The 24,441-nt window shown below is 42.1% G+C and carries 20 protein-coding genes, 1 pseudogene and 1 riboswitch; of the genes and pseudogenes, 4 read left to right on the top strand and 17 right to left on the bottom strand.

What is annotated here, in order from left to right:
- Nucleotides 1-84: 84 nt before the first annotated feature.
- On the top strand, nt 85-651 hold the full coding sequence (locus BQ7394_RS02670; RefSeq protein WP_075555956.1) for an RNA polymerase sigma-70 factor: 567 nt from the start codon (nt 85-87) through the stop codon (nt 649-651).
- On the opposite strand, the gene BQ7394_RS26535 is transcribed toward BQ7394_RS02670, so the two are convergent.
- From BQ7394_RS26535 to rimP, 9 genes and pseudogenes are all read right to left on the bottom strand, one after another.
- Nucleotides 634-1,101 carry a GNAT family N-acetyltransferase gene (locus tag BQ7394_RS26535; RefSeq protein WP_308587655.1) on the bottom strand — a complete coding sequence of 156 codons (468 nt, stop codon included), beginning with the start codon at nt 1,099-1,101 and terminating at the stop codon, nt 634-636. The genes BQ7394_RS02670 and BQ7394_RS26535 overlap by 18 nt on opposite strands.
- 9 nt (nt 1,102-1,110) lie before the next feature.
- Nucleotides 1,111-1,488 (bottom strand): annotated as a pseudogene (locus tag BQ7394_RS26530) (VOC family protein); the annotation flags it as partial.
- Nucleotides 1,489-1,582: 94 nt separating this feature from the next.
- Nucleotides 1,583-2,935, bottom strand: coding sequence for a Fe-S cluster assembly protein SufD (gene sufD / locus BQ7394_RS02660; protein ID WP_082211635.1), 1,353 nt, complete (start codon nt 2,933-2,935; stop codon nt 1,583-1,585).
- Nucleotides 2,928-3,683 (bottom strand): Fe-S cluster assembly ATPase SufC, encoded by a 756-nt coding sequence (gene sufC / locus BQ7394_RS02655; RefSeq protein ID WP_075555954.1) that lies wholly within the window; start codon nt 3,681-3,683, stop codon nt 2,928-2,930. The genes sufD and sufC overlap by 8 nt, the downstream gene beginning before the upstream one ends.
- 24 nt (nt 3,684-3,707) lie before the next feature.
- A complete protein-coding gene (sufB, locus tag BQ7394_RS02650; protein ID WP_075555953.1) occupies nt 3,708-5,153 on the bottom strand; it encodes a Fe-S cluster assembly protein SufB in 1,446 nt (481 codons plus the stop codon).
- A gap of 30 nt (nt 5,154-5,183) precedes the next feature.
- Complete coding sequence (locus BQ7394_RS02645) at nt 5,184-5,675, bottom strand: CvpA family protein (protein WP_075555952.1); 492 nt, start codon at nt 5,673-5,675, stop codon at nt 5,184-5,186.
- A 2-nt stretch (nt 5,676-5,677) separates the two neighbouring features.
- Nucleotides 5,678-8,722 (bottom strand): translation initiation factor IF-2, encoded by a 3,045-nt coding sequence (gene infB, locus BQ7394_RS02640; RefSeq protein WP_075555951.1) that lies wholly within the window; start codon nt 8,720-8,722, stop codon nt 5,678-5,680.
- A gap of 23 nt (nt 8,723-8,745) precedes the next feature.
- Nucleotides 8,746-10,011, bottom strand: coding sequence for a transcription termination factor NusA (gene nusA / locus BQ7394_RS02635; protein WP_075555950.1), 1,266 nt, complete (start codon nt 10,009-10,011; stop codon nt 8,746-8,748).
- A gap of 9 nt (nt 10,012-10,020) precedes the next feature.
- The gene (gene rimP / locus BQ7394_RS02630) at nt 10,021-10,488 is read right to left on the bottom strand and encodes a ribosome assembly cofactor RimP (RefSeq protein WP_075556838.1); all 468 of its coding nucleotides are present in this window, start codon (nt 10,486-10,488) and stop codon (nt 10,021-10,023) included.
- 140 nt (nt 10,489-10,628) lie between these two features.
- A riboswitch (TPP riboswitch) is annotated at nt 10,629-10,746 on the top strand.
- 62 nt (nt 10,747-10,808) lie between these two features.
- Between rimP and BQ7394_RS02625 the strand changes: the two genes are divergently transcribed.
- From BQ7394_RS02625 to BQ7394_RS02615, 3 genes are read left to right on the top strand one after another with little or no spacing between them, the layout of a single operon-like run.
- On the top strand, nt 10,809-13,010 hold the full coding sequence (locus BQ7394_RS02625; protein ID WP_075555949.1) for a TonB-dependent receptor: 2,202 nt from the start codon (nt 10,809-10,811) through the stop codon (nt 13,008-13,010).
- Nucleotides 13,011-13,015: 5 nt separating this feature from the next.
- Nucleotides 13,016-13,615: a nicotinamide riboside transporter PnuC gene (gene pnuC / locus BQ7394_RS02620; protein ID WP_075555948.1), complete on the top strand. Its 600-nt coding sequence runs from the start codon at nt 13,016-13,018 to the stop codon at nt 13,613-13,615.
- On the top strand, nt 13,599-14,240 hold the full coding sequence (locus BQ7394_RS02615; RefSeq protein WP_075555947.1) for a thiamine diphosphokinase: 642 nt from the start codon (nt 13,599-13,601) through the stop codon (nt 14,238-14,240). The genes pnuC and BQ7394_RS02615 overlap by 17 nt, the downstream gene beginning before the upstream one ends.
- Before the next feature lie 119 nt (nt 14,241-14,359).
- On the opposite strand, the gene BQ7394_RS02610 is transcribed toward BQ7394_RS02615, so the two are convergent.
- The 8 genes from BQ7394_RS02610 to BQ7394_RS02580 all read right to left on the bottom strand — a co-directional run bounded on the left by BQ7394_RS02610 (nt 14,360) and on the right by BQ7394_RS02580 (nt 24,438).
- Nucleotides 14,360-14,704 carry a hypothetical protein gene (locus BQ7394_RS02610; RefSeq protein WP_075556837.1) on the bottom strand — a complete coding sequence of 115 codons (345 nt, stop codon included), beginning with the start codon at nt 14,702-14,704 and terminating at the stop codon, nt 14,360-14,362.
- A 103-nt stretch (nt 14,705-14,807) separates the two neighbouring features.
- Nucleotides 14,808-16,295, bottom strand: coding sequence for a DUF3868 domain-containing protein (locus BQ7394_RS02605; RefSeq protein WP_075556836.1), 1,488 nt, complete (start codon nt 16,293-16,295; stop codon nt 14,808-14,810).
- Nucleotides 16,296-16,303: 8 nt separating this feature from the next.
- On the bottom strand, nt 16,304-16,858 hold the full coding sequence (locus tag BQ7394_RS02600; RefSeq protein ID WP_075556835.1) for a DUF3575 domain-containing protein: 555 nt from the start codon (nt 16,856-16,858) through the stop codon (nt 16,304-16,306).
- A 708-nt stretch (nt 16,859-17,566) separates the two neighbouring features.
- Entirely contained in the window at nt 17,567-18,019 is a 453-nt protein-coding gene (locus tag BQ7394_RS02595) for an HU family DNA-binding protein (protein ID WP_075555946.1), read from the bottom strand.
- Nucleotides 18,020-18,062: 43 nt separating this feature from the next.
- Nucleotides 18,063-18,287: an HU family DNA-binding protein gene (locus BQ7394_RS25875; RefSeq protein ID WP_161951783.1), complete on the bottom strand. Its 225-nt coding sequence runs from the start codon at nt 18,285-18,287 to the stop codon at nt 18,063-18,065.
- A 701-nt stretch (nt 18,288-18,988) separates the two neighbouring features.
- Nucleotides 18,989-21,766: a fimbrial protein gene (locus tag BQ7394_RS02590; RefSeq protein WP_075555945.1), complete on the bottom strand. Its 2,778-nt coding sequence runs from the start codon at nt 21,764-21,766 to the stop codon at nt 18,989-18,991.
- A 36-nt stretch (nt 21,767-21,802) separates the two neighbouring features.
- Nucleotides 21,803-23,245 carry a hypothetical protein gene (locus BQ7394_RS02585; protein ID WP_075555944.1) on the bottom strand — a complete coding sequence of 481 codons (1,443 nt, stop codon included), beginning with the start codon at nt 23,243-23,245 and terminating at the stop codon, nt 21,803-21,805.
- 50 nt (nt 23,246-23,295) lie between these two features.
- Nucleotides 23,296-24,438 carry a hypothetical protein gene (locus tag BQ7394_RS02580; protein ID WP_075555943.1) on the bottom strand — a complete coding sequence of 381 codons (1,143 nt, stop codon included), beginning with the start codon at nt 24,436-24,438 and terminating at the stop codon, nt 23,296-23,298.
- Nucleotides 24,439-24,441 lie beyond the last annotated feature (3 nt).

Below are 24,441 nucleotides of genomic sequence, written 5' to 3'. Positions count from 1 at the left end.
TTTTATCTATATAGGATTATAAAGATAAAAAGGAATTTATAACACTATTTTTATTATATTTACGTCGCATTACAAGCCTTAGAAATGGAGAATACAACAGACTTAAAAGCTTTCAATCAATTATTTACTGATTATCAAGGCCGATTTATCCGCTTTGCGAATACGTATGTAAGGGATATTGCCGTTGCCGAGGACTTTACGATTGAAGCTTTGATGTATTATTGGGAAAACCGCCATTCACTGGAAGAAAATTCGAATGTTCCGGCTTATATTCTTACCATTATTAAAAATAAGTGCCTCAACTACCTTCAGCATCTCCAGGTAAGGGAAGATGTAAACGAACAACTATTGAACCATGCAGAGTGGGAATTAAATACCCGTATATCCACTCTCGAAGCCTGTGATCCAGGCGAACTATTCACTGCAGAAGCACAGGAAATAGTAAATAAAACCCTGGCCGGTTTACCAGAACAAACCAGAGTTGTATTTGCTATGAGCCGTTATGAAAACAAATCTCATAAAGAAATTGCAGAAGCCCTGGGTATAACCACTAAAGGTGTAGAATATCACATTTCTAAAGCATTAAAGAAACTGCATACCAACCTGAAGGATTATTACCCGGTTTTCCTGTACTTATTTTATGTCAATTAGTCGTTTCAATTCTTTTTCCAGTATCAACTGATGCCGGCATTGTAGGCCGTTCTCCCAAATGGGTTCCGGATAATTCCGTACGAAGTAATCACGGTCCAACTCTTTCAGGTCGAAACCTTCCTGTTGATAAAGCATTAAAGGCCCCGGAGCGGAAGTTCCGGTACATACTTTTAACAACTCTACCTGATTTTTCTCTGCCCATTCATCCGAAATAAATCGCAACAAACGGCGTGCGATTCCTTTACGCTGAAAAGATTCATCCACTGCCAGATTCAAAACTTCAGCCATGGTAGCAGTCTGTTTCTGTACAACGACTACCCCGACCGCTTTATCGCCTTCTATCGCTATAAAACAATCGGAAGTTTTCAGATAATTGTCTACAAATTCACGGTTAGGATCTGCCAGCAAAAGCAAGTCGTAAGGATAATCTGTCGTTTGCTCGATCCGCATCCCCATATCAGCAATTATTTCTACAATATTTCCATCCGGGTCGGAAACAGAACCTTCGTAAAACCCATCCCCCGTTGTACGCGGTTCCCCTAGAATAGTATAGCCATCCTTACGGAATAATTCGATCATATTATTGACATTTTCCTTCGAACCGACCGAAAAAGCGAAATGTGCAAGACCGATAAAAAGCCCCTCTTTCTCTTCCGTTACATCCGTCCGTTGCATAATTTCCAGGGAAGCCCCTCCTTCAAAGGTTACAAAATAAGAGGCAAAACCTTTCTTCGGATTCACATACCTTTCATTGCTTTTCCCGTTGAAATAGTTCACATAAAATTCACGGGCACGTTCAAGTTCATTGGTCCAGATAGCAATATGAGTCAACTGCATAATATAAATGTGATTTGATGAATGACAAAGATAAACAAAAAGCCCGGACAGACATAACATCTATCCGGGCCTTTATATAGATCAGAATAATATCTTATTTACAGATGCGGCAATCGGCACAACGGGCTAATTCACCGCGGAAACGCTTTTCAACCAGCTTATGCAAACGGTCTTTCAACGCATCCAAGCGGACATAATCGATCACATCCGACGTAAATGCGACACTCAGCATCATCCGGGCCTCATTAAGAGGAATACCGCGACTTCGCATATAGAACAAGGCATTTTCATCCAGCTGTCCGGTAGTCATGCCATGCGAGCACTTTACATCATCCGCATAGATTTCCAGTTGCGGTTTACTGTACATACGGGCTTCACGGGTAGCACAAAGATTCCGGTTCGTCTGATAGGCCGCCGTTTTCTGGGCATCTTCCTTCACTAGGATACGACCGCTGAAAACACCGACAGCCTGGTCGTTCAGAACATTCTTGAACAATTCTGTACTGGTACAATTCGGCACCGCATGCGTAATATGGCTATACGTATCGACCTGTTGTTCACGGTCTGCAACCGACATACCACACAAAGTCGCTTCGGCATACTCACCATTCAACTCTATATAATAGTTATTACGGGTAAGTCCGTTATTCAACGTTATACCATTCACCAGGACATTGCTGGAAGTCTCCTGCTTCACATGTACAGAAGTAAAACGAGTAGTAGATATACTGCTTTCCTCCAGATCGTAATAATCGAAATAGGCACCTTCGCCGGCAAAAATCTCTACCACCTGTGTAGCCAGGAACTTCACGTCATCTATACTATGATCGCAGATCAGCAATTTAGCTTCCGAACGGGGTTCCATGATCACCAGGATACGACGGTTTGCCATCGCATCCACATCACTTCGGAATATGTTGATCAACTGGATAGGACGCTCAACGGCTACACCTTCCGGCACATAAAGCACAAAACCATCCTGTGCCAGCATAGTATTTAAAGCAATAATGCCATCATGACTACTTTTGGCAGCTTTACCGTAATAACGGGCAGCCACTTCCGGGTATTTCTCGGCAAACGTTTTCAGTCCGCCGGCATATACACCTTCCGGCAGATGTGCTTTGGGCATCATCTTATCGTAAAACGTATCGTTGATCACGAAATAAAGTGAAGTACTAAGATTCGGGACATCACAACGGAACACGTCATACGGATTCACCGGAATAGCCAGACGATTGATATTCACTCCATAATCGGGAGCAAATGCCTGCGCGACATCTGTATATTTATAATCTTCACTTTTTACCGAAGGAAAACCCAGACGATCGAAATCAGCCAGAGCCTCTGCACGTGGAGCATTCATCACCGGTGCACTATGCCGGCGCACCAGGTCTTCATAACGGGTAAAAAGATCGATATATTGTTGTTCAGCTCTCATCTCACTCATCTCCCATTTCTTTCTTGATCCAGTCGTATCCTTTTTCTTCCAGTTCAAGAGCAAGTTCCGGACCTGCAGTCTTTACAATACGGCCTTTGTACAACACATGTACCACATCCGGTTTGATATAATCCAACAGACGCTGATAGTGAGTAATCACGATTGCCGCATTCTCCGGTGTACGCAACTGGTTTACGCCATTTGCCACGATACGGAGTGCATCGATATCCAGTCCGCTGTCGGTTTCATCGAGGATAGCCAACTTGGGTTCAAGCATAGCCATCTGGAATATTTCGTTGCGTTTCTTTTCACCACCTGAGAAACCTTCGTTCACACTACGGCTAGCCAGTTTGTTGTCCAGCTCGACGATTGCACGCTTTTCACGCATCAGTTTCAGGAAGTCTGTAGCCGAAACCGGTTCAAGACCTTTATATTTACGGTGTTCGTTCAGAGCGGCACGCATAAAGTTTACCATACTTACACCCGGTATTTCAACCGGATACTGGAAACTCAGAAAGATACCTTCACGACTACGGTCTTCCGGCTCCAGGTCCAACAGATTTTTTCCGTTGAAAATCACTTCACCCTGAGTCACCTCAAAAGCAGGATTACCGACCAACACACTGCTAAGGGTACTTTTACCCGAACCGTTCGGTCCCATGATAGCATGCACCTCACCGGCTTTCACAGAAAGATCGATCCCTTTCAATATCTCTTTGCCATTTACATTGGCATGTAAGTTCTTTATATCTAACATAACTTTATTAATTGACAATTTGATTTATCCAACACTTCCTTCCAGAGAAATAGTCAGTAGTTTTTGAGCCTCGACGGCAAACTCCATCGGGAGCTTATTCATTACCTCGCGGGCATATCCGTTTACGATCAGGCCGACAGCCTCTTCTACTGAGATACCACGTTGCTGGCAGTAGAACAATTGTTCTTCACTGATCTTACTTGTCGTAGCTTCATGTTCCACCACAGCCGTTTCATTCTGAATATCGGCATAAGGGAACGTATGGGCACCACACGTAGAACTCAATAATAAGCTGTCGCACTGGCTATGGTTACGGGCTCCTTCTGCACGTGGAGATACTTTCACCAATCCCCGATAGCTATTCTGACTATGACCGGCCGAAATACCTTTCGATACGATCGTACTACGGGTGTTCTTTCCCAAATGGATCATCTTCGTTCCGGTATCGGCCTGTTGGTAATTATTTGTTACGGCCACCGAATAGAACTCTCCGACCGAATTATCTCCGGCCAGAATACAACTCGGATATTTCCAGGTGATGGCTGAACCGGTTTCCACCTGTGTCCACGAAATCTTACTGCCCTCCCCCTTACACAATCCGCGCTTGGTTACGAAGTTATAAATACCACCTTTGCCTTCTTTATCGCCCGGATACCAGTTCTGCACTGTCGAATATTTCACCTCGGCACGTTCTTTGGCTACAATCTCTACGATAGCCGCATGCAACTGGTTCTCGTCACGCATCGGGGCTGTACATCCTTCCAGGTAACTGACATACGCTTCATCATCGGCAACGATCAGCGTACGTTCGAACTGTCCCGTATTTGCTGCATTAATACGGAAATAAGTAGAAAGCTCCATCGGACAACGTACCCCTTTCGGTATATACACGAACGATCCGTCCGAGAATACAGCCGAGTTCAACGCCGCGAAAAAGTTATCGCGATAACTTACCACACTACCCAGATACTGTTGTACCAGATCCGGATGATGCTGTACCGCTTCACTGAACGAACAGAAAATAATACCTTTCTCTGCCAGCGTCTCCTTAAAAGTCGTCTTTACAGACACACTATCCATCACGGCATCCACTGCCATACCTGCCAGCTGCGCACGTTCATGCAGAGGAATACCCAGCTTATCGAATGTTTTCAATAATTCCGGATCTACTTCATCCAGACTTTTCGGACCCTCTTTTTTCTTTGGAGCTGCGTAATAGATTATATCCTGATAATCGATCGGCGGAATGTTCAAATGAGGCCATGTAGGCATCTCCAGTGTCTGCCAGTGGCGGAAAGCCTTCAGGCGGAACTGGAGCATCCAGTCCGGCTCATTCTTTTTGGCAGAAATAATACGGACAGTGTCTTCATCCAATCCTTTATGAATCACTTCCGTATCAATATCAGTAACGAAGCCGTACTTGTAATCACTGCTTGTTACCTCATTAATTATGTCGTTTGACTCCTGCATATCTATATATTAATATTTAAAACAAACCATTTACTCCTTCCATGAGAACAAATTTCCGGGGTAAATGGTTGGAACTATATCTTTGACTGAATTATAAAAACGGGATTCGACCTTCGATTCCCGCGGGATCAGTACCGAACCACGATCAATACCTTCCAGTATATTCAGCAACAGGCTGACAAATACAATCATCAGGCCTAACCCGAGAAATCCACCAGCCAGATGGTTCAATATACTGAGAGGCGTAACCCCTATCACCCTATGTACAACTTCTCCTGCCAATAAAACAACTCCCATTATTAGGATAAAACCGGCCACATAACTAAGGATCGTTACTCCTTCGGGCGGAAACCACCCCAGGGCAATGATATATCCTTTCAGCCAGACAGCCGCTTTTGCACAGAAAAAGATAGCAACAAGGAGGGCTATAAGCGAAACAACCTGTTTGATCATTCCATCAAACAGGCCTTTCGCAAATCCAATTCCTGCCAGACATAGCAATGTGATGTCTAACCAGTTCATGGTTATAGAGTTTTCTTAACTTCAGTTTCTTCGTACGACTCGATCACGTCACCTACCTGAATATCATTAAAGTTAGTGATGTTCAGACCGCAATCCAGGCCGGCTACCACTTCCTTCACGTCATCTTTGAAGCGTTTCAGTGAGCCCAGTTCACCCGCATATATAACGATACCGTCACGGATCAGGCGGATCTTGTTCGAACGTTTGATCTTACCTTCCTTAACCACACAACCGGCAACCGTACCGACTTTCGTGATCTTGAATACCTGAGTAACATCCACATAAGCGGTGATCTCTTCCCGGATTTCCGGAGAAAGCATACCTTCCATTGCACTCTTCACTTCTTCGATAGCATCGTAGATGATTGAGTACAAACGGATTTCAACACCGTCTTTTTCTGCATTACGGCGAGCCTGTACAGACGGACGAACCTGGAATCCGATAATAATGGCATTCGATGCAGCAGCCAGTACAACATCCGATTCGGAGATCTGACCGACAGCCTTGTGAATCACATTCACCTGGATTTCTTCGGTAGACAAACGGATCAGAGAGTCAGACAAGGCTTCCACAGAACCGTCCACGTCACCCTTCACGATCACGTTCAGTTCCTGGAAGTTACCAACCGCAATACGGCGACCGATATCATCCAGTGTAAGCATCTTCTGCGTACGGATACCCAACTCACGCTGCAACTGCTCACGGCGGGTAGCGATTTCGCGCGCTTCCTGTTCAGTTTCCAATACATTAAATGTATCACCAGCCTGTGGAGCACCGTTCAGACCCAGAATCAATACCGGTTCCGATGGTCCTGCCGTATCTACACGCTGGTTACGCTCGTTAAACATTGCCTTGATACGTCCGTGATGTGTTCCGGCCAGTACGATATCACCCATTTTCAGTGTACCGTTTTCTACCAATACCGTCGATACATAACCACGTCCTTTATCCAGCGACGATTCGATGATTGAACCGACAGCACGTTTCTTCGGATTAGCCTTCAGATCCAGTAGGTCTGCTTCCAGCAACACTTTTTCAAGCAGTTCTTCCACACCCATACCTTTCTTAGCCGAGATTTCCTGACTCTGATATTTACCACCCCAGTCTTCAACCAGGTAGTTCATGTTAGCCAGTTCTTCTTTAATCTTTTCAGGATTAGCATGCGGCTTATCTACTTTATTAATAGCAAACACGATAGGGACACCGGCAGCAGAAGCATGATTGATCGCTTCAATAGTCTGCGGCATCACAGCATCGTCAGCTGCTACAATGATAATCGCAATATCGGTCACCTTCGCACCACGAGCACGCATAGCGGTAAACGCTTCGTGACCCGGAGTATCCAGGAAGGTGATACGGCGTCCGCTCGACAGCTTCACATTATAAGCACCGATGTGCTGTGTGATACCTCCTGCCTCACCGGCAATAACGTTCGCTTTACGGATATTATCCAACAAAGAAGTTTTACCGTGGTCGACGTGTCCCATCACTGTTACGATAGGCGGACGTGCTACCCAGTCTTCTTCGTTATCATCTTCTTCATCTGCATTGATGGCTTCCACCACTTCTGCACTGACATATTCAGTCTTGAAACCAAATTCATCGGCAACAATATTGATCGTTTCCGCATCCAGGCGCTGGTTGATAGAAACCATGATACCGATACTCATACAAGTGGCGATAACCTTTGTTACAGGAACGTCCATCATGTTGGCGAGGTCGTTTGCCGTAACAAACTCGGTCAGCTTCAATACTCTGCTTTCCTGTTCCTCCAGTTCCTGCAATTCATGCTCACGTTTAACCGCGGCATCACGTTTATCACGACGGTACTTGGCTCCCTTGTTGTTCTTGTTACCCTTGTTCGTCAGGCGAGCCAAGGTTTCTTTGATCTGCTTCTGTACATCCTCCTCGCTTACTTCAGCCTTAACCGGCTTTTTCAGGCGTGGCTTGCGATCCGACTGGTTAGCCGGACGGCTATAGTTTGTACCCGGTGTATTGTTTACATCGACACGATCCTTCTTGATACGGTTACGTTTCTTTTTAGCATCTGCACTACCTTCACCCGGTTTAACAGGTGCGCCAGGCTTAACAGAAGCTCCGGGCTTCACCGGTGCACCCGGTTTGGCATTCGGATCTTTCGGCCCTTTATGGAATCCCGGTTGTCCGGGTCTGTTGTTGTTACTGAACTTTTCGCGTTTGTCGTCGCGTTCCTTCCGTCTCTCTTCCTTTGTTTTCTTCTTAGGACGAGTAGACTGGTTCAAGGCATTCAGGTCAATCTTACCGGTAACCTTGATATTCGACTCGAACTTCGGAGTATTCAACCGGAACAGGCTATCCTCTTCCGACTCAGCCGAAGAATGACTTTCTGCGGTCGTATTACTCACTTCTTCAGAAGAGTTTGTCGTCGTTTCCGGCTTTTTAATAACCTCCGGTTTTTTCTCTTCGATTCTTTCTTTTTCCACAACTATCTCTTTTACTTCTTTTTTCTCCACAGGTTTCTCCACCGGCTTTTCCACGTGAACCGGTTCCTGTTTTTCCTGTTTGGCAGGGGCTTCCACAGGTTTTACTTCAGGAGCAGGAGAAGGTGCAGGAGCTGCTTCGACAACAGGTTGCGGTTTCACCACAGGTTGTTGCACGGCAGTAGGTTGCGGGGTAGCAACCGGTTCTTCTTTTTTCACTTCAGGAGCTTCCTGATGTTTTCTATGCTGTCCATCCAGGTCGATATGGCCCTTCGTTACGATTTTAGGCTTAAACTCTTCCGGGATCACTGTTTTTATTTCTGAAGTCTTCTCTTCTTTCACAGAAGCCGACTCTCTTTCTTTATCTCTATCTCTGTTAGGACGTTCTACCACACGCGGACGCTCAAAGCCACCGTCAGGCAGATCCTTTCCAAACTCTTTTACGAGCAAAGCATACTGTTCATCACTGATCCTCGTGTTGGGATTTGCATTGTCCTCAACAGGATGACCTTTCTTGTGTAGAAACTCAACAACCGTGTTGATCCCTACGTTTAATTTTCTTTGTACTTGTATTAATTTTATGGGCATATCTAACTTTGTCGTAATACTTTTTATTCCTGACTTTCATCTTCAAATTCGGCAGATAAGATAGCAAGTACCTCGTCGACTGTTGTCTCTTCAAGGTCGGCACGTTCAATAAGTTCTTCACGCGGCATCGCTAAAACGCTCTTAGCCGTATAACAACCTATATTCTTGAATGCTTCAATTACCCAGCTGTCTATTTCATCTGTAAATTCATCCAGATAAATATCTTCCTCATCAGCTCCTTCCACATCACGGAATACATCGATCGTGTATTCTGTCAACATACAGGCCAGTTTAATATTCAAACCGCCTTTACCAATAGCCAATGAAACTTCTTCAGGACGAAGGTAAACCTCTGCCTTGTGTTCTTCTTCGTTCACTCGTATAGAGGAAATTTTTGCCGGGCTTAATGCACGCTGGATAAACAGCGACACATTGGATGTATAATTAATTACATCGATGTTCTCGTTTCTCAATTCACGAACAATTCCATGAATACGAGAACCTTTCATTCCAACGCAGGCACCTACCGGGTCGATACGGTCGTCATACGACTCAACAGCCACTTTGGCTCTTTCCCCCGGGATACGCGCGATAGCCTTGATCATGATCAGGCCGTCGTTAATTTCAGGAACCTCGAGTTCAAATAAGCGCTGCAGGAACATTTTATCTGTACGCGACAGAATAATCTTCGGATTATTGTTATAATTATCCACTTTTTGTACAACCGCACGAACGGTTTCACCTTTACGGTAGAAATCGGAAGGGATTTGTTCTGATTTCGGGAGCAGCAACTCATTACCCTCGTCATCCAGCAACAGAATCTCTTTCTTCCACACCTGATAAACATCAGCTGCTACGATCGTACCTATTTTGTCTTTATATTTAGCATATAAACTATCCTTCTGCAATTCAAGAATCTTCGAAGCCAGTGTCTGACGCAGGTTCAGAATGGCACGACGTCCGAAATCAGCGAAATGCACTTCATCAGTCACTTCTTCACCCACTTCACAGTCGGCGTCTATCTTACGGGCCTCAGTCAATGTAAGCTGCAGATTAGGATCTTCCAGTTCATCATCAGCCACCACGGTGCGGTTTCTCCAGATCTCGAAGTCACCTTTCTCAGGATTGATAATCACGTCATAATTCTCATCCGTACCAAACATCTTAGCGATTACGTTACGGAAGGAATCTTCCAATACGCTGATCATCGTATCCTTATCTATATTTTTCAACTCCTTGAACTCCGCAAGGGTGTCAATCATACTGATTGTTTCCTCTTTCTTGGCCATAATCTTTCTTTACTTGAATCTTATTAGGTATTTTGTATATTTTATTTCATCGAATGTATAGGATTGATTTTCCTGAACTGTCATTTTCCGCTTGGAGCCTTCGGGTTTCACCTGTTTTTCAACGGTAACCACCACTCCATTTTCGTCTGCCGAATTCAAAACTCCGCACAGCTTCACGCCATTTTTCAGTAACATTTCCACTTCGTTTCCTATATTCTTCACATACTGACGAAGTACTTTAAAAGGAGAAGTAACACCAGCCGAACCTACTTCCAGCTCGAAATCTTCCACCTCACGGTCCAGATGTTCTTCCACATACCGGCTCAATGCTGCACAATCATCAATACAAACACCCTCATCATTATCTATCTCGATAATAATAAGGTTTCCCGGCTTAACCACCACGTCAACTAAATAATTGTCGGAAGAAGCCAATTTTTCTTCAACCAACTGAGTTATTACTCCCTTTTCAATCATAAACATACTGTTAAGAACAAAAGAAGGGGACTACCCGCCCCCTCCTCATCTTCGCTTAATCGCCCGCAAATATACAAATAATCAGCGAGTTTTCAAATAAATTCTATCTTTTTCTCCTTTTTTTTCTCTTTCTTTGCACGCTGAATACAAGGGGGTGCTTGCAGCGTTCAAAAAAACAGAACGTACCGCAGGCTGAGATGATACCCATATTACCTGATACGGATAATGCCGGCGAAGGGAATTGTAAATTATGGTATACTTCTTCACACGACACACCTCTCCTATTCACTTATCAGGTTTTAAACTTTAAGGACAAAAGGATGAAAAGTATATTGATTATTATCGCCGGATCTCTGGCTTCATTCGCAGTAGCGGGCAACGAGTCCGACCCTGTCGATTCTCTCAAAATTTCCCGGGATGTATCTCTAAACGAAGTGGTGGTCACCGCCACCAAAGTATCTCAAAGTACACCTGTCGCTTACAGCGAATTATCAAAAAAGGAACTCAGCCGGAAGAATGACGGACAAGGTATTCCCTATCTCATTTCCCAGTCACCATCCGTGATCATGACCTCCGACGCCGGAACCGGTATCGGCTACTCCGGCTTCCGTATCCGTGGCACGGATGCCAACCGTATAAACATCACCGTCAATGGTGTCCCGGTCAACGACTCCGAATCGCATACCGTTTTCTGGGCAAACATGGCCGATTTCGCCTCTTCCGTCGATAACATACAGATACAACGCGGAGCAGGAACCTCCACCAACGGAGCTGCCTCTTTCGGAGCAACCGTCGCCATGCAAACACAAAAGCCCGACCTGAAGCCTTATGCAGAATATGCCATCTCTGCAGGTTCGTTCGGAACTGTAAAAAACTCCGTCAAAGCTGGTACCGGATTATTATACGATCATTTTGTCTTCGATGCCCGCTACTCCAACATTCAAAGCGACGGATATATCGACCGCGCAACAGCCAATATGCATTCTTACTTTGGTTCCGCCACCTATTATGGCGATAATACGTTGGTTCGCTTCCAGACTTTCGGGAATGTAGAAAAGACTTACCAGGCCTGGACCGGTGTTCCCTCCTATCTATTAAACAGCGACCGCACCTATAACCCATGCGGCGAATACCAAGAAAACGGGGTCACTAAATTCTACGACAACCAGACCGACAACTACTGGCAGCAGAATTATCACCTGATGGCCAGCCAACGCCTGGGTGATCTATGGAATATGAACCTGACCCTCCATTACACACACGGAGAAGGATATTACGAAGACTATAAAGCCGACGCAAAATTCAAGTCATACAAACTACCCGCATACTACATCAACGGGAAAGGAGATACAATAACACGTTCGGACCTGGTCCGCCGCAAATGGCTGGACAACGACTTCTACGGAGCGGTTTACAGTGCCAACTACCGTACCGAACGTCTTCAGATGAGTTTCGGTTCTGCCGTTAATAAATATACCGGCGACCACTTCGGCCGTGTCATGTGGGTAAAAAACAGCGAAACACTGCCGGTACCCGATTACGAATACTATCGCAATACAGGTAATAAACTGGACTATAATGCTTATATAAAAGCAAACTACCGGCTACTCCCTTGGTTAAACGGATACCTCGACCTGCAATACCGCGGTATCCACTACACGATTGAAGGTAGCGATGATAAAGCAGGCGACAATGTCGACGTGAATAAACACTGGAACTTCTTTAATCCGAAAGCCGGCATCAACATCCAGCAGGGAGGACATAACGCATTTGTCTCCTTCTCCGTTGCCAACCGCGAACCCAACCGCGACAATTTCACGGAAGCAGCCGTCAACGAACGTCCCGTTCATGAAACCTTATATGATTACGAAGCAGGTTATAGTTTCGGCAACGAACATTTCCGCGTTGGAGCCAACCTGTATTATATGGATTACAATAATCAGCTGATCCTGACCGGTAAGATCAGTGAGATCGGCGAAGCATTGACCAGTAACATCAAAGACAGTTACCGTATGGGTATCGAACTGACCGGCGGTGTAAGTATCACGCACTGGCTCGACTGGAACGGAAATGTTACACTGAGTCGCAATAAGATAAAAAACTTCACCCTGTATGTGGATAATTGGGATACTGGCGGACAAAACAGCGAATACCTGGGAACAACCGATATCGCTTTTTCTCCGGGCATCATAGCCAATAGCATGTTCGATTTCAACCTGAAAGGATTTTCTGCCAGCTTCAACTCGCAGTTTGTCGGCCGTCAATATATCGATAATACCTCCGCAAAAGACCGATCGATAGATCCTTGTTTCGTGAACAGCCTGCGGGTAGGTTATGTTTTCAAACCGAAGTTCATCAAAGAGATCGGCATAGATGTAACCATCAACAATCTCTTCAATGAAAAATATGAAACAAATGCCTGGGTTTATTCCTATATAGAAAATGGAACCCTGAAAAAAGATGACGGTTATTTCACACAGGCAGGGACCAGCGCAATGGCACGTATTACTTTCAAATTTTAAGAAAGATGGAACAAGTACTGGAATATTTCGGAGTAGTAACGGGATTGCTTTACCTGTTGCTTGAAATCAGGCAACACAAAGCAATGTGGGTGGTAGGCTTCCTTACCTCCCTGGTTTATGTTTTTGTATTTTTCTTTTCAAAGATATATGCCGATATGGGATTAAATATCTATTATGTAGCGATCAGCATCTACGGATTCTGGAAATGGGCCCAAACCGACAAGACTACTCTCGAAGAAAAACCGGCCTCCGAAACAATCCTGTACTGCCGTATCACCTGGCCTTCGTTCGGCGGGATCATCCTGGCAATCTTTGCCATCTACGGGTTGCTCTATTACGTGCTCCACAACTTCACCGACTCCCCTATTCCGGTAGGTGATGCCTTCACCACTTCGGTCGGCATCGTTGCCACCTGGATGTTGGCCCGTCGCATCATCGAGCACTGGATATTCTGGGTGATCGTAAACTTCGTATCCGTCTATCTTTATTACTTACGAGGACTTTACCCTACTATGTTTTTGTATATTTGCTACGCAATACTGGCTATTGCCGGATATTATACATGGAAAAAGAAAGGAATAAATACAAATGATAACACCTTATGATTGTGTCGTGGTTGCTAACGGAAGTTTTCCGCAGACAGACCGGCCACTGGAACTTCTAAAAAATGCCCCGGTTATTATTGCCTGCGACGGAGCCGTACAGAATATTCATGAACGGGGACTGGCCCCGACAGCCATCGTAGGCGATCTCGACAGTATCCCACAGGAAATGCTCGAACGATACGCCGACCGTATTCACGTTGTAGAAGACCAGGAGATAAACGACCTCACAAAAGCAGTCCGGTTCGCCCACGCTTCAGGTTATCAAAAGATACTGATCCTTGGAGCAACCGGTCTCCGTGAAGACCATACATTGGGAAATATATCCTTACTGATGGATTACGCCCCATTGTTCCACCGCGTCGAAATGATGTCCGACTACGGATTATTTCTCCCCTTATTGCATACAGCAACCCTGAAAAGTGAACCCGGTCAACAAATATCCATCTTCTCGATGTACCCCTGTGGTGAAATAACGACAGAAGGCCTGCGCTGGCCCATCACCCACCGTCGTCTGACAGCCTGGTGGCAAGGAAGCCTCAACGAAGCAGTAGGAACAGAATTCACCCTCACCCTTTCCCCCGACGCCCGCCTTATCATCTACTTCCAAACCCCTCCCCCCGCCTAACTGTCACTTGTCAACTGTCAACTAAAAAAAATGCCCCGGAAGGATAACCAATCACTTCCGGGGACTTAATACACCCTCAATTTTACAACTTAGTATATTTAAAGCCTCACGGCCTCAGTTTATGCTGGTAACTTATTTAACTGACAAGCTTTCCATTCAGGAAAACCATCAATACTGTCATTCACCTGAAACAATAACTTATCATCTGCTACTTGTTTCAAGACTGTCTTAGGAGCAAGAGGCAGACACATATCATCCACTTCAAAAAATGCCTTCAACAGGATCACATCATAGCCTTCACGAACAATTTCCTTTTTTATTACTACCGGCACTTTCAATTTTGCCAGGTAATAAGCGGAACGTTCATAGGCACACCATTTATTTCCTTCCAGATAGAGATGTACTCCGTTCTGGTTGTCGATCTCGTTCACTAGAACGTTCTCAACTAATGATGTAAGTTCCATATTATTATTGTTTTGTTTTTTCATGATTCAATCTGATACAAAAGTATGCCTAATTTTTTCAAACCACATACGGTAAAACTATCAATCATATACGTTGATACTATCAATTATGTATGCTGAAACTATCAAAAAGGGTGTTATCCTCTCTTTTCTTCTGCAACTCCTTCAAATTCTCTGCCGCACCGGCCACACCGGCCGCTTCAGCCTGCTTCAGGAGAACTTCTGCACCATCCAGATCACCCTCTATTAATTTCAGAACACCACGGGCATGAATTGCTTCAGCTGAATCACCTGCTTTCGACAAATAATTTTTTGCAGCCGCGTAATCGCCTTTTCCTATAGAGATATTTGCAGCATTCAGATTTGCCACAGGATCAGAACTGTACATCCGCACAGCCACTTCAAACACATCATTATACTCCTTACTTCCCGTCTCATAGCTGTTGGCGATAGCAAACATTTCGCTCAGGCTCAACTGCTGCGGGCGTGTCTTGATAATCTCACGTCCTTCTTCTACGGTAAATTCACGTACGGTATAATCGATACGATATTCAGAACGACGCAATGACGGGAAAATATTATTCAATACATAACGATAAGCCGCTCCTCCTTGTAAAGTACGCAACTTCGCTTCTTTCCGGTCAGGTTCGTCATTACTATTGATGATAGCCAATACCCCGTCACGTGCCGGAATATCCATATCGGCTTCTGCTTTTTCCCCGAAACCTTTCCAGTCTTCCGGTTCGGAAGCCAGCGTAAAGAAATCGAGACCGAAATTATTCTGTGTACGGATATAATCGCGCAAGGCTTTCACACGGTTATCGGCCAACCGCTGGTTACTGGCATAGCTACCTTCCGGAGACGCATACCCTTTCAGGAAAATTCCTTTCGGAGTGATATTCTTATCGGAAGTAACCGCCCGGATCGTTTGGTTTATCTTCGCTAACTCGGCTGCATTATTTCGGAAATCCGGCAATATCTGCGATTTACCCACCTGGAAATCCAGGTAAGCGGTACCAACTTCTGCACGATGTTTTTCTGTTTCCGCTTTCGGTGAAATATAAGCCAACGTTAGTTGTACTTCGTAACGTTCTGTCGGAGCCATGCGTATCCTGTCCGCAATAAGCAACGGCCCCACCGCCTCTTCCTTACCACAACCACACAAATCCTGAGCCAGGACAAATCGTGCATTTTTCATCCACGGTTCCCAGGCCACTGTCATTTTATAAGGAATGGTATGCTCTGCCGCATCACTGGCACGAAGCACTTTGTAACGAGGTTCATCCTGCAAATTATTCAAGGCGACTTCACGCTGATAAACCTTCTGGCGATTTTTACCGTTCAACAGGATGGAAGGAAGACCTTCTTTCTGAGTTGAGCTTTCGAGCATCGGAGTCAATGTCAACGATTTACGCGATTCGATCAGTTTACCTTGTACACGGATCGTTGCATCGATATAAAGAGAATCCCCTTTCTGCATCAGGTCGTTGCACGACACGCTGATCGGACTTTCTACTGTTTGTGCAAAAGTATTCACCGAACCGGCTGCCAGTAATGCGACAGCCATATATATATTCATTCTGTTCTTCATTTTCCCGATCATTTAATAAAGTAGATAAAAGAAAGAGCGGCTTTCGTTACACCGAAATAATCTTTCGACTTGCTCACATGCTCCCCGCAAACAGCGCAAGGATATTTATCATGATCCAGATGCGCCCAACCGATACCGATCACAGCTTCCATGCTCCACCGGTTACTCAGTAGCCACTGATATCCATACGAAAGACCGGCTCCGTACAAGTTTCCCTGATAACGACTATCTTCCATATTCTTTCCAAGAATTTTCATTCCCCCCACATTATAATCTGCATAATGGGCATGTACGCCGAAGAAGTGGCCGTTAAATTTCTCACACAGCCAATAGCGGGCTTCCGGCTGAATCAGCCAATGTTTCAGACGGGCTTCGTCTCCCAGCATCCAACCGTTATAGTTACCCGACAAGTCCAACGACCACTTTTTGCTCAATCCAACCTCAACACCCAAGTTGATGGTGGCCGTTGCATCATACAGTAAGTTAGACTTCACCGCAAACTTCTGCCCGTAGACATTCGTCATTCCAACCAGAAGCAAAAAGAGGAAAAGTACTTTTTTCATATACATCATTATTATATTATTCATTCCACCCTGAAAATCTACATAAAAAGAAAGATTATCAACGATTGCAAAAGTAGATATTTGATCCGCTACCAATAATAGGCAAGTCTTTCAACTTAATAGGGTAAATCTACCATCTTTCCACTAATTGATAAGAATACCGCTTCTATCGGAAGATAGAGATAGAAACACCTATCCCCCTTCGATATTAAAAAAACTTAGAATGACAAAAAACGGGGAATATTCAAGTTTTATATGAATATTGTGCAAAAAGCCTAAACCATATGGGACAGAAAGCTGTGAAGAAGAAAAATTGATAATGCCTTCCGAATAAAATGCGAATAATTTACTAAAAACTCACTGCCATCACTGTTAGCTTGAATAAAATAATCAGTACGTCGCGTTCTATCTTCATCTTTATAATAATAAGACAATCCGTTATCCCAACATGCTAAGATTTCAGACCTACTTATATTTTCTTTTTTAAGGTCATAACTATGCGCTGATCATTTAGACGGGATCTGATTGTCTTTTATCATTCCCTCTATAAAATCGTTTGTAAATTTATTATCCGTAATATCCATCATGCAGCATAAGTTTATTTTACAAATATATTACTATTGATATCCGATCAATAAAAAAAATTCAAATTCACAACAAAGCCGAAATTGGAGCTCCTTTATGGCTACTCCAATTTCGGCTTTATCTTTATTCGATCACCGGGCGATCGTCCTCACCGCCGCCACTACCGGAACCGCCGGTTTCGTCGGTTACCGGGATATCGAATTTCTGGATGCTGACGTCGTGCAGCATATCCTTGAAATACGAGCCGGGGGTGAAGATGATTTTGCGGCGGCACAAAGTATCCGCTTTCACATCTTCTTCCTTATCCTGGCTCTTACAATTGAGGGTGGGCCGGAAAGTTCCGAAATCCCCCAATTTCACCGATAAATGGTTTTCCAGATTCCACTTAATGGCATCGATCAGACCGTCGGTCACCATTTTCACTACACCGCGCGGTGCCATTCCTACCTTGGTTACCTGATCGCAAAGAGCAGGATAATTCACTGTACCTGCCAGCAAAGGGCGGGCTACATACTTCGGTGTCTTGGTTTTATCAAAACCGAAAACTGTTTTCTTAACTACATACTTTAGTCCCATGATAATTTGTTATTAAATGATTATTAAAAAAGATATTACACTCTTATCGTTGTTTGGATTTCCTGACACTGACATTACCCAGTACTCTTTTGAAATCTGCGCTTGGAGTAAAAACTATTTTGCGGTGACACAAAATATCTGCATTCACCTCATTTTCTTCATTCTGGCACTTACTGCTGAAACTCGGACGCAACGTTCCGAAATCTCCCAGCTTCACCGATAAATGATTAGTCAAATTCTCTTCCAACACTTCGAATAAACTAATGATTACGAAACAAAGGTACGACGGGCGGTTCTGATGAAAACGCTATAGTGCGGTATAAGAGGGTTAAGTAGGGTAAAGTAGGGCCAAAGAGGGTAAACTACGCTCAATACCGATAAAACCCTATCAAAACAGTAACGCCATCCGAGCTTTGTTTCTCGATTATATTACAAAGATAGGATACCGGTCAGGGGCCAGAGAACCCTACGGAAGGATACGGAACCATTCGGGAACATTAGGTCACTTTTTTGTTGAAAAAGGCATAAAAACCCGAAAACTGTTTTCTTTATTACATACTTTAATGCCATACTATTTTGTTTTAAATGATTATGAAACAAAGGTACGGCGGACGGTTACGGTATTGAAGACTAAGGTGTCACCACGTGACGAAACGACACTTTTTTCATTTAATTGCACTTTTGTACATTTCAGTGCGCTTTAGTTTGTTTTATTTTTTCCCATAAAAACCAGAAGACTACAAAACAACAATGCCATCCTACCTTTGTTTCTCGATTATGAGACAAAGACAGAATGGCGATACCAACCCTGAAGAACGTATGGAAGGATACGCGAACATTGGGAATGATTCGAGAAAATAAAAAAACGGGAAATATCCTGTAACAGATACTTCCCGAAGTTATTTTATATAGTTTGAGATAGTACTCCAAAACACCACCAGAAGAACTACCCCAAACTTTCAAGAACTATTATTTCACATCACGCACACACCGTAGTATAACACCACTCTTCACTGTAGCAAGAGAATGACCCGCGTGCCAAACATAAGTATGTGTCCTATCATTATATATTGATTTATCACCTATTTTTCCATCCTTTATATCCTGAGGTGACCAATTAGGAGGTGTTAAAGAGTGCAGAGTACGGCTTACAGCGTTTCCACCGTTACTGTTTCCGCTTGACATATACATCAAAGCCAGCTCCCGTTGATTAGGCATACGCCATCCATCACCATAACCTTTCTTTTCCATGTATTGGGCACAAAAAGAATTTGCAGGATTATCATTTGCATTTTTATAGAAAGTTATCCAATTGACATTTGATGGATACGTTCTTCTTCCGTTTTTATCATAATATTCTGTAACCTGACTATCATTTACATCTGAAAAATATTCAAAACCTTTTTCATAAGGACGATTAGACATATCAGTATCCAATAGATAATCAAATCCAATCTCTGTATTAAACCTTTCTGTTCGTAATGATTGGGCGACTAAATTAGCAGGCTTAACAACCATAACCTTATTATTTTGAAGATCTTTAGTATATATGCTACCAACTTCAGACGGGTTACCTAGATTACGAACGCATCTATACTGACGTTTACTTGTATTTTCTCCTGCTCCTCCCAAATCACCACCCATTCCTCCTGCTGTAATACCTTCTTCTGCCCAATATAAATTTTTACCAGATGTACTTGTAAAATAATGATTGTCACTAGAGCGTTTTCTAGTGCTTTCGGCATACAAAGTTGCATCTTGAAGAGCATCCGCTCCCATCCACAAAGAAATATACTGATTTGAGGCCGGCAAATACCACTTTATTTCATCGCCATCGATTACTCCATCACCATTTTCATCCCTGTTTCGTTGCATACAAGCAAACATCGCTCCCGTTAATTTATCTTCGTACGGTTGTAAATTATATTCAGGAACTTCACGCTCATTAATAGTTGTAGTAATAAATGAATAGTTCACTGCATTACTCCAAATGTTGCTCAAATTATTATTAACAAACTTAACTTGATTTTCATATCCGTTATTAGGACTCACGCCTGATCCTCCTGCAGTCTCTTTTCCTTGTGAATTTAGACCGAATATCAATTTGCCTGTTTCATTCCAAGTTTCTATTCCCCAAGGATTAGTTGCTTTATTATCCAAATTATAAATACTCTTAATGGAACGTTGTTTAAAGACATATTTCCCTTCAAAAACAGAACTATTACCCAAACCACTATTCTGATATTGTGCTTTTGCACCAATTAACAGAATACGATCCTCCGCATTAACAAATTTATCTAATGATAAATCATCATAATAGTACTCATTTATAAAACAAGTATAGTAACGTACTTCTTCGCCATCTGCATCTATACCGTCCTCATTATTAATACCTTTCCAGTTTTTTAAGTCTTTAATAAGATCAGTTATATCCATCAATCGATTGCTTGATTTCGCTGCTGTATAATCGACTGCAGAGGACTGATCACCTTCATTTTTCACGAATTTAATCCACTCAAAATCGCTCCCACCTTTAGGTGTTTTCGCATTATAGAATAAGCCCTCAGGATCAATCTCACTCTTTTTAAAAGAAATTACACGTGTCTCATAGTGGGCATCACAATATAAAACCTGTCCTTCTGTTTTCAAGATAACATCCCCTTCACTACGTTGATCATTATCGTCATCAACTTTAACCTCAGCAATAATAGACTTTACGCCTGTTACTTGAATACTATAAGTATATTTCTTATTTCTATAGGTAGAATAATCAGAATAATCAACCCCATTTCCACTACCTGCACCTTTCCCTAAATGAATAAAATAAGAGACAGTTGCATCGGCTTCTGCACTACCACCATTGGGTAAGTCAGTCTCTCCTTTATAAGTACCCTTCAAAACGACATAAGTCGAATTAGGATTATAATATGTTTTATTTTCTCTTTGTTTACTATCCATAGGAGTCTTTTGTGGACTTAGCATATTTTCTAGCATATAGAAAGAGAAAGATTCAGCATTATCTTTAATATCCTCCTTTACAGAAAAACTACTGCCTACTGAAACCGGATTAGATTGTGCAATCAAAGAACTTGTTCTTGGCACATTTTGAATTTCATAACTTGTTAATGTAAAATTGGGACTATCAGTTATTTTAAAAACAATTTCAGAACGCATTCGTTGCAAATAAATAGCTCCATGAGTTATGGATACTCCCTTCTTTTCACCTGGCGCTATTGTACAAGGAACAATATTCAATGTTGCATCTTCGACAGATGCATTTTCACAAAATCCTCCAATCATTAGGCCGGCTCCTGTTAAATTTGTTACATTATCTGTACTTAAAGAGACTGTTTTTGCAAGAAAGTCTGTTTTGGAAGGCTTTGTTTCAATCCATTCTGTGAGATTTTCAAAAGCACCATTGGTCGTATTAGCAATCGCATAAATATATTTTTCTCCAGATTCAATCTGAAACTCAACATTGTTATTCGCCGTAATCTTTACTTCCTCACCAAATTCTAATGTTTCACCATTAAAAACAAACAAATACAAATTATCAATTCGATCATCACCAGTAGATGCCTTTGTTGTTATCTCTTCCGCGTCTGGCAAATTAAGAGAGAACCGAACAGTAGTTGGAATACCTGAAATGACATTTTTTTTCTTACCACCCATTTCTTCATCAGAGCAAGCACTTAAAAGAATAAAGCTTGCTAATATGGATATAATATATAAACTATATTGTTTCATTGCTGTATTTATTTATGACAGTTATTACCTTATTAATTACTCAAAAGGAGGAACGGTTACTTCTTCAGAACCCATAGGAACTATAATACATTTAAGAGATACAGGCAATTTCAGACTTTTAATCGTTGCTGTGACCTTATAATAATTTCCATAAGCGACAGGTCCTCCATCCTCTGGTTTGATATCAAACCCACTTTTATACTCACCGACAAAGGATTTTTCTCCCACAACAACATCAGCACCTTCAATCTCCTCAAATCTCAATGTCGCATCTTCTACTAAAATGCACCATCCTTGTCCTTCTCCAGTAGAACTAACTGTTATCTGCGAAGTTTCCCCGTTTTTTGTATCTTCAATTATTTGATTATATATTTCTTCTTTTTTCAAATTGAATGCCAAAAAATCTCCCTTTACCTGCATTATCTCTTTCACTTTTGCTGAATAAATACGTCCTTGAACTTCTACTCGCAAATTCGTTAAATAATCATCTGGATCTTCGACTGAACGTTGATAGGTATAAAAAGTCACATATTGAGTATTCACCCCTTCACTCAAATCATAATCACTAAGAGATTCTTGTAAATCCTCTTCCGGAAAAATAGCAATCACTTTATTTCTCACATTCTTAACAATTACCGAAGTCGGTTCTAAAATCCACGAGTTGTATGTTCGTGTTCTGTTGATCGTTTTGCTTTTCATAACCCCAACCTTTGTACTGGCGCTAGAAGCATCTTCCAGAATTACAGATCTTCCATAAAAAAGAAATTTATGCGTTTTATATTCATCAGGTAAACCACCTTTTACAGGAATTTCACCTTTTAAAGAAGTTTGTCCAATTAAAGGAGAACCATCAGTCTCTTCATAAGACACATCCACTAATTCCTTTTCATCCTTTAAATTAACATTTATTTTCAAGTCAATCCTTGCAGCAAGCTGAGTTAAGTCGATATGCAACCGGGTATTTACTGTCAACTCCGTATCAGTATCAGCTCCAACTTCTTTTTCACCCCACTTCAATAGTTCATCTGATTTAAATGTATATCCGCTATTACTTCCTTCTTTTATATCTTTCAAATCTTGATAACTTTCACATTCGGAATACAAATTGAAATCACCATTTGCAATAATAACAATTTTATAACTTTCAGAAAAAAGCAACTCGACATCCGATACAATGTTATAAGTTCCTTTTGTTTCTGTTTCTTCTAAAGTCGGCTCAACAATAGCTTTTTTATTATATGTATCACCTTCTTTTTTGAAAATAGCGAGTACACAGGATTTTATAGTCTTCTCCTGATCTGTGGCCGGAAAAAGAACCGGATCACCCGCCTTTGTTATGGCAGATGCGGTAGAGAGTGTAATATTCAGTTTCGATGTGTAATTTCCATCGGGGTGCTTTTCAAGAAGTTCTTCATTTGAACAGGCCGTAAAAACCAAAAGAACAGAAACTAATAGATATATGAAGTTAATCCGATTCATAATGTATCTTTTTTCGTTTAATACTTACTAGTGTTTTATAATGATGGAGATTATAAATCTACATTTATTTCGTTATAGATCCAATCCTTTGTAGAACAAGTAAAAGCGCAATCGATAAAATCTTTCTTAACGTGGACTGTGACATTTAATTGATACCAATAACCGGGGTTTACATATGCTGTACCAGAATTATTAGTAAAGCCATCCTCGGAAGGACGATTAACAATATATTCACGATCGTAATATTTTTTCCCATGAGCAGTTGTTACAGAAAACCTTAGATGAGCAGTTACCTTTTCTGATCCATTCGTATTAGGAAATACATATCTAAAAGTAGCCCATTCCTGAATTAAAATAAACTTTTCATGAATAAACTCGCTGGATGTTTCTTTTGAATACTTTCCGTCAATACCTCTTAGTTTATCAAAATTATTATCATCACCTATCACGCTTATAGCATCCTCTACACTTTCACTATTAATATTATCTTCCCCTTCGTTATAAAGTCCAACACCTTTTTTCATTCCTGTCAACCAAAAATTCTCTAATTGAACTTTATGCGATTTTTCATCACAATCAAAATATTTTATATTAAATTTTGACAACTCTACATTTGCAACACGATTTTCAGCAACAATACTAGAAACTTCCACGACAGGGACACTATTCATTGTTGACTCTGAACCTTCTATATTTCTCCAGTCGATTTTTCCATCTCCTATTGCCAATACAGAAAATGCATCTAATTCTCTTTTATCTTTTAAATCATCAAGAGTTATACAAACTTTTATCTTATCTCTAAAATCAACACTAGCATTTATAACAGCAATGGCTTTCGTAACAGATCCTACTTTTACCAAAATTTTGAAATCACTAGCTGGGACACTGCTAACAGGCTCATCCCCATAATCCTTGAAGGCACGATATAAGATATTATCTGCATCATCAAGTAACAACAAATAACAATTAGAAATTGGATGTGAATATCCGTAATCAGAAGGTTTACTGGCATTTCCTTCTGTTGCTTTCGTTGCAGACTGACCTGATCTTACACCTACAGAAACATATGCAGAACCTGTGATTTCATTTTCTATATTATTAGTAACATCATTCATGATTGTATCATCTTCTACAGAACATGAAGCTACAACAAATAGAAAGCAGATAATTGATAATATATTCTTCAGTTTCATAAC

This window comes from Parabacteroides timonensis, from assembly GCF_900128505.1.
Lineage (GTDB): Bacteria > Bacteroidota > Bacteroidia > Bacteroidales > Tannerellaceae > Parabacteroides > Parabacteroides timonensis.
Note: the sequence above shows the minus strand (reverse complement) of the source record. Positions and strands in the feature narration are given on the sequence as shown.

Coding starts and splice junctions, on each gene's coding strand:
- BQ7394_RS02670 (WP_075555956.1), top strand. CDS start 85: ATGGAGAATACAACAGACTTAAAAGCTTTCAATCAATTATTTACTGAT.
- BQ7394_RS26535 (WP_308587655.1), bottom strand. CDS start 1,101: ATGCGGATCGAGCAAACGACAGATTATCCTTACGACTTGCTTTTGCTG.
- sufD (WP_082211635.1), bottom strand. CDS start 2,935: ATGAGTGAGATGAGAGCTGAACAACAATATATCGATCTTTTTACCCGT.
- sufC (WP_075555954.1), bottom strand. CDS start 3,683: ATGTTAGATATAAAGAACTTACATGCCAATGTAAATGGCAAAGAGATA.
- sufB (WP_075555953.1), bottom strand. CDS start 5,153: ATGCAGGAGTCAAACGACATAATTAATGAGGTAACAAGCAGTGATTAC.
- BQ7394_RS02645 (WP_075555952.1), bottom strand. CDS start 5,675: ATGAACTGGTTAGACATCACATTGCTATGTCTGGCAGGAATTGGATTT.
- infB (WP_075555951.1), bottom strand. CDS start 8,722: ATGCCCATAAAATTAATACAAGTACAAAGAAAATTAAACGTAGGGATC.
- nusA (WP_075555950.1), bottom strand. CDS start 10,011: ATGGCCAAGAAAGAGGAAACAATCAGTATGATTGACACCCTTGCGGAG.
- rimP (WP_075556838.1), bottom strand. CDS start 10,488: ATGATTGAAAAGGGAGTAATAACTCAGTTGGTTGAAGAAAAATTGGCT.
- BQ7394_RS02625 (WP_075555949.1), top strand. CDS start 10,809: ATGAAAAGTATATTGATTATTATCGCCGGATCTCTGGCTTCATTCGCA.
- pnuC (WP_075555948.1), top strand. CDS start 13,016: ATGGAACAAGTACTGGAATATTTCGGAGTAGTAACGGGATTGCTTTAC.
- BQ7394_RS02615 (WP_075555947.1), top strand. CDS start 13,599: ATGATAACACCTTATGATTGTGTCGTGGTTGCTAACGGAAGTTTTCCG.
- BQ7394_RS02610 (WP_075556837.1), bottom strand. CDS start 14,704: ATGGAACTTACATCATTAGTTGAGAACGTTCTAGTGAACGAGATCGAC.
- BQ7394_RS02605 (WP_075556836.1), bottom strand. CDS start 16,295: ATGAAGAACAGAATGAATATATATATGGCTGTCGCATTACTGGCAGCC.
- BQ7394_RS02600 (WP_075556835.1), bottom strand. CDS start 16,858: ATGAAAAAAGTACTTTTCCTCTTTTTGCTTCTGGTTGGAATGACGAAT.
- BQ7394_RS02595 (WP_075555946.1), bottom strand. CDS start 18,019: ATGGGACTAAAGTATGTAGTTAAGAAAACAGTTTTCGGTTTTGATAAA.
- BQ7394_RS02590 (WP_075555945.1), bottom strand. CDS start 21,766: ATGAAACAATATAGTTTATATATTATATCCATATTAGCAAGCTTTATT.
- BQ7394_RS02585 (WP_075555944.1), bottom strand. CDS start 23,245: ATGAATCGGATTAACTTCATATATCTATTAGTTTCTGTTCTTTTGGTT.
- BQ7394_RS02580 (WP_075555943.1), bottom strand. CDS start 24,438: ATGAAACTGAAGAATATATTATCAATTATCTGCTTTCTATTTGTTGTA.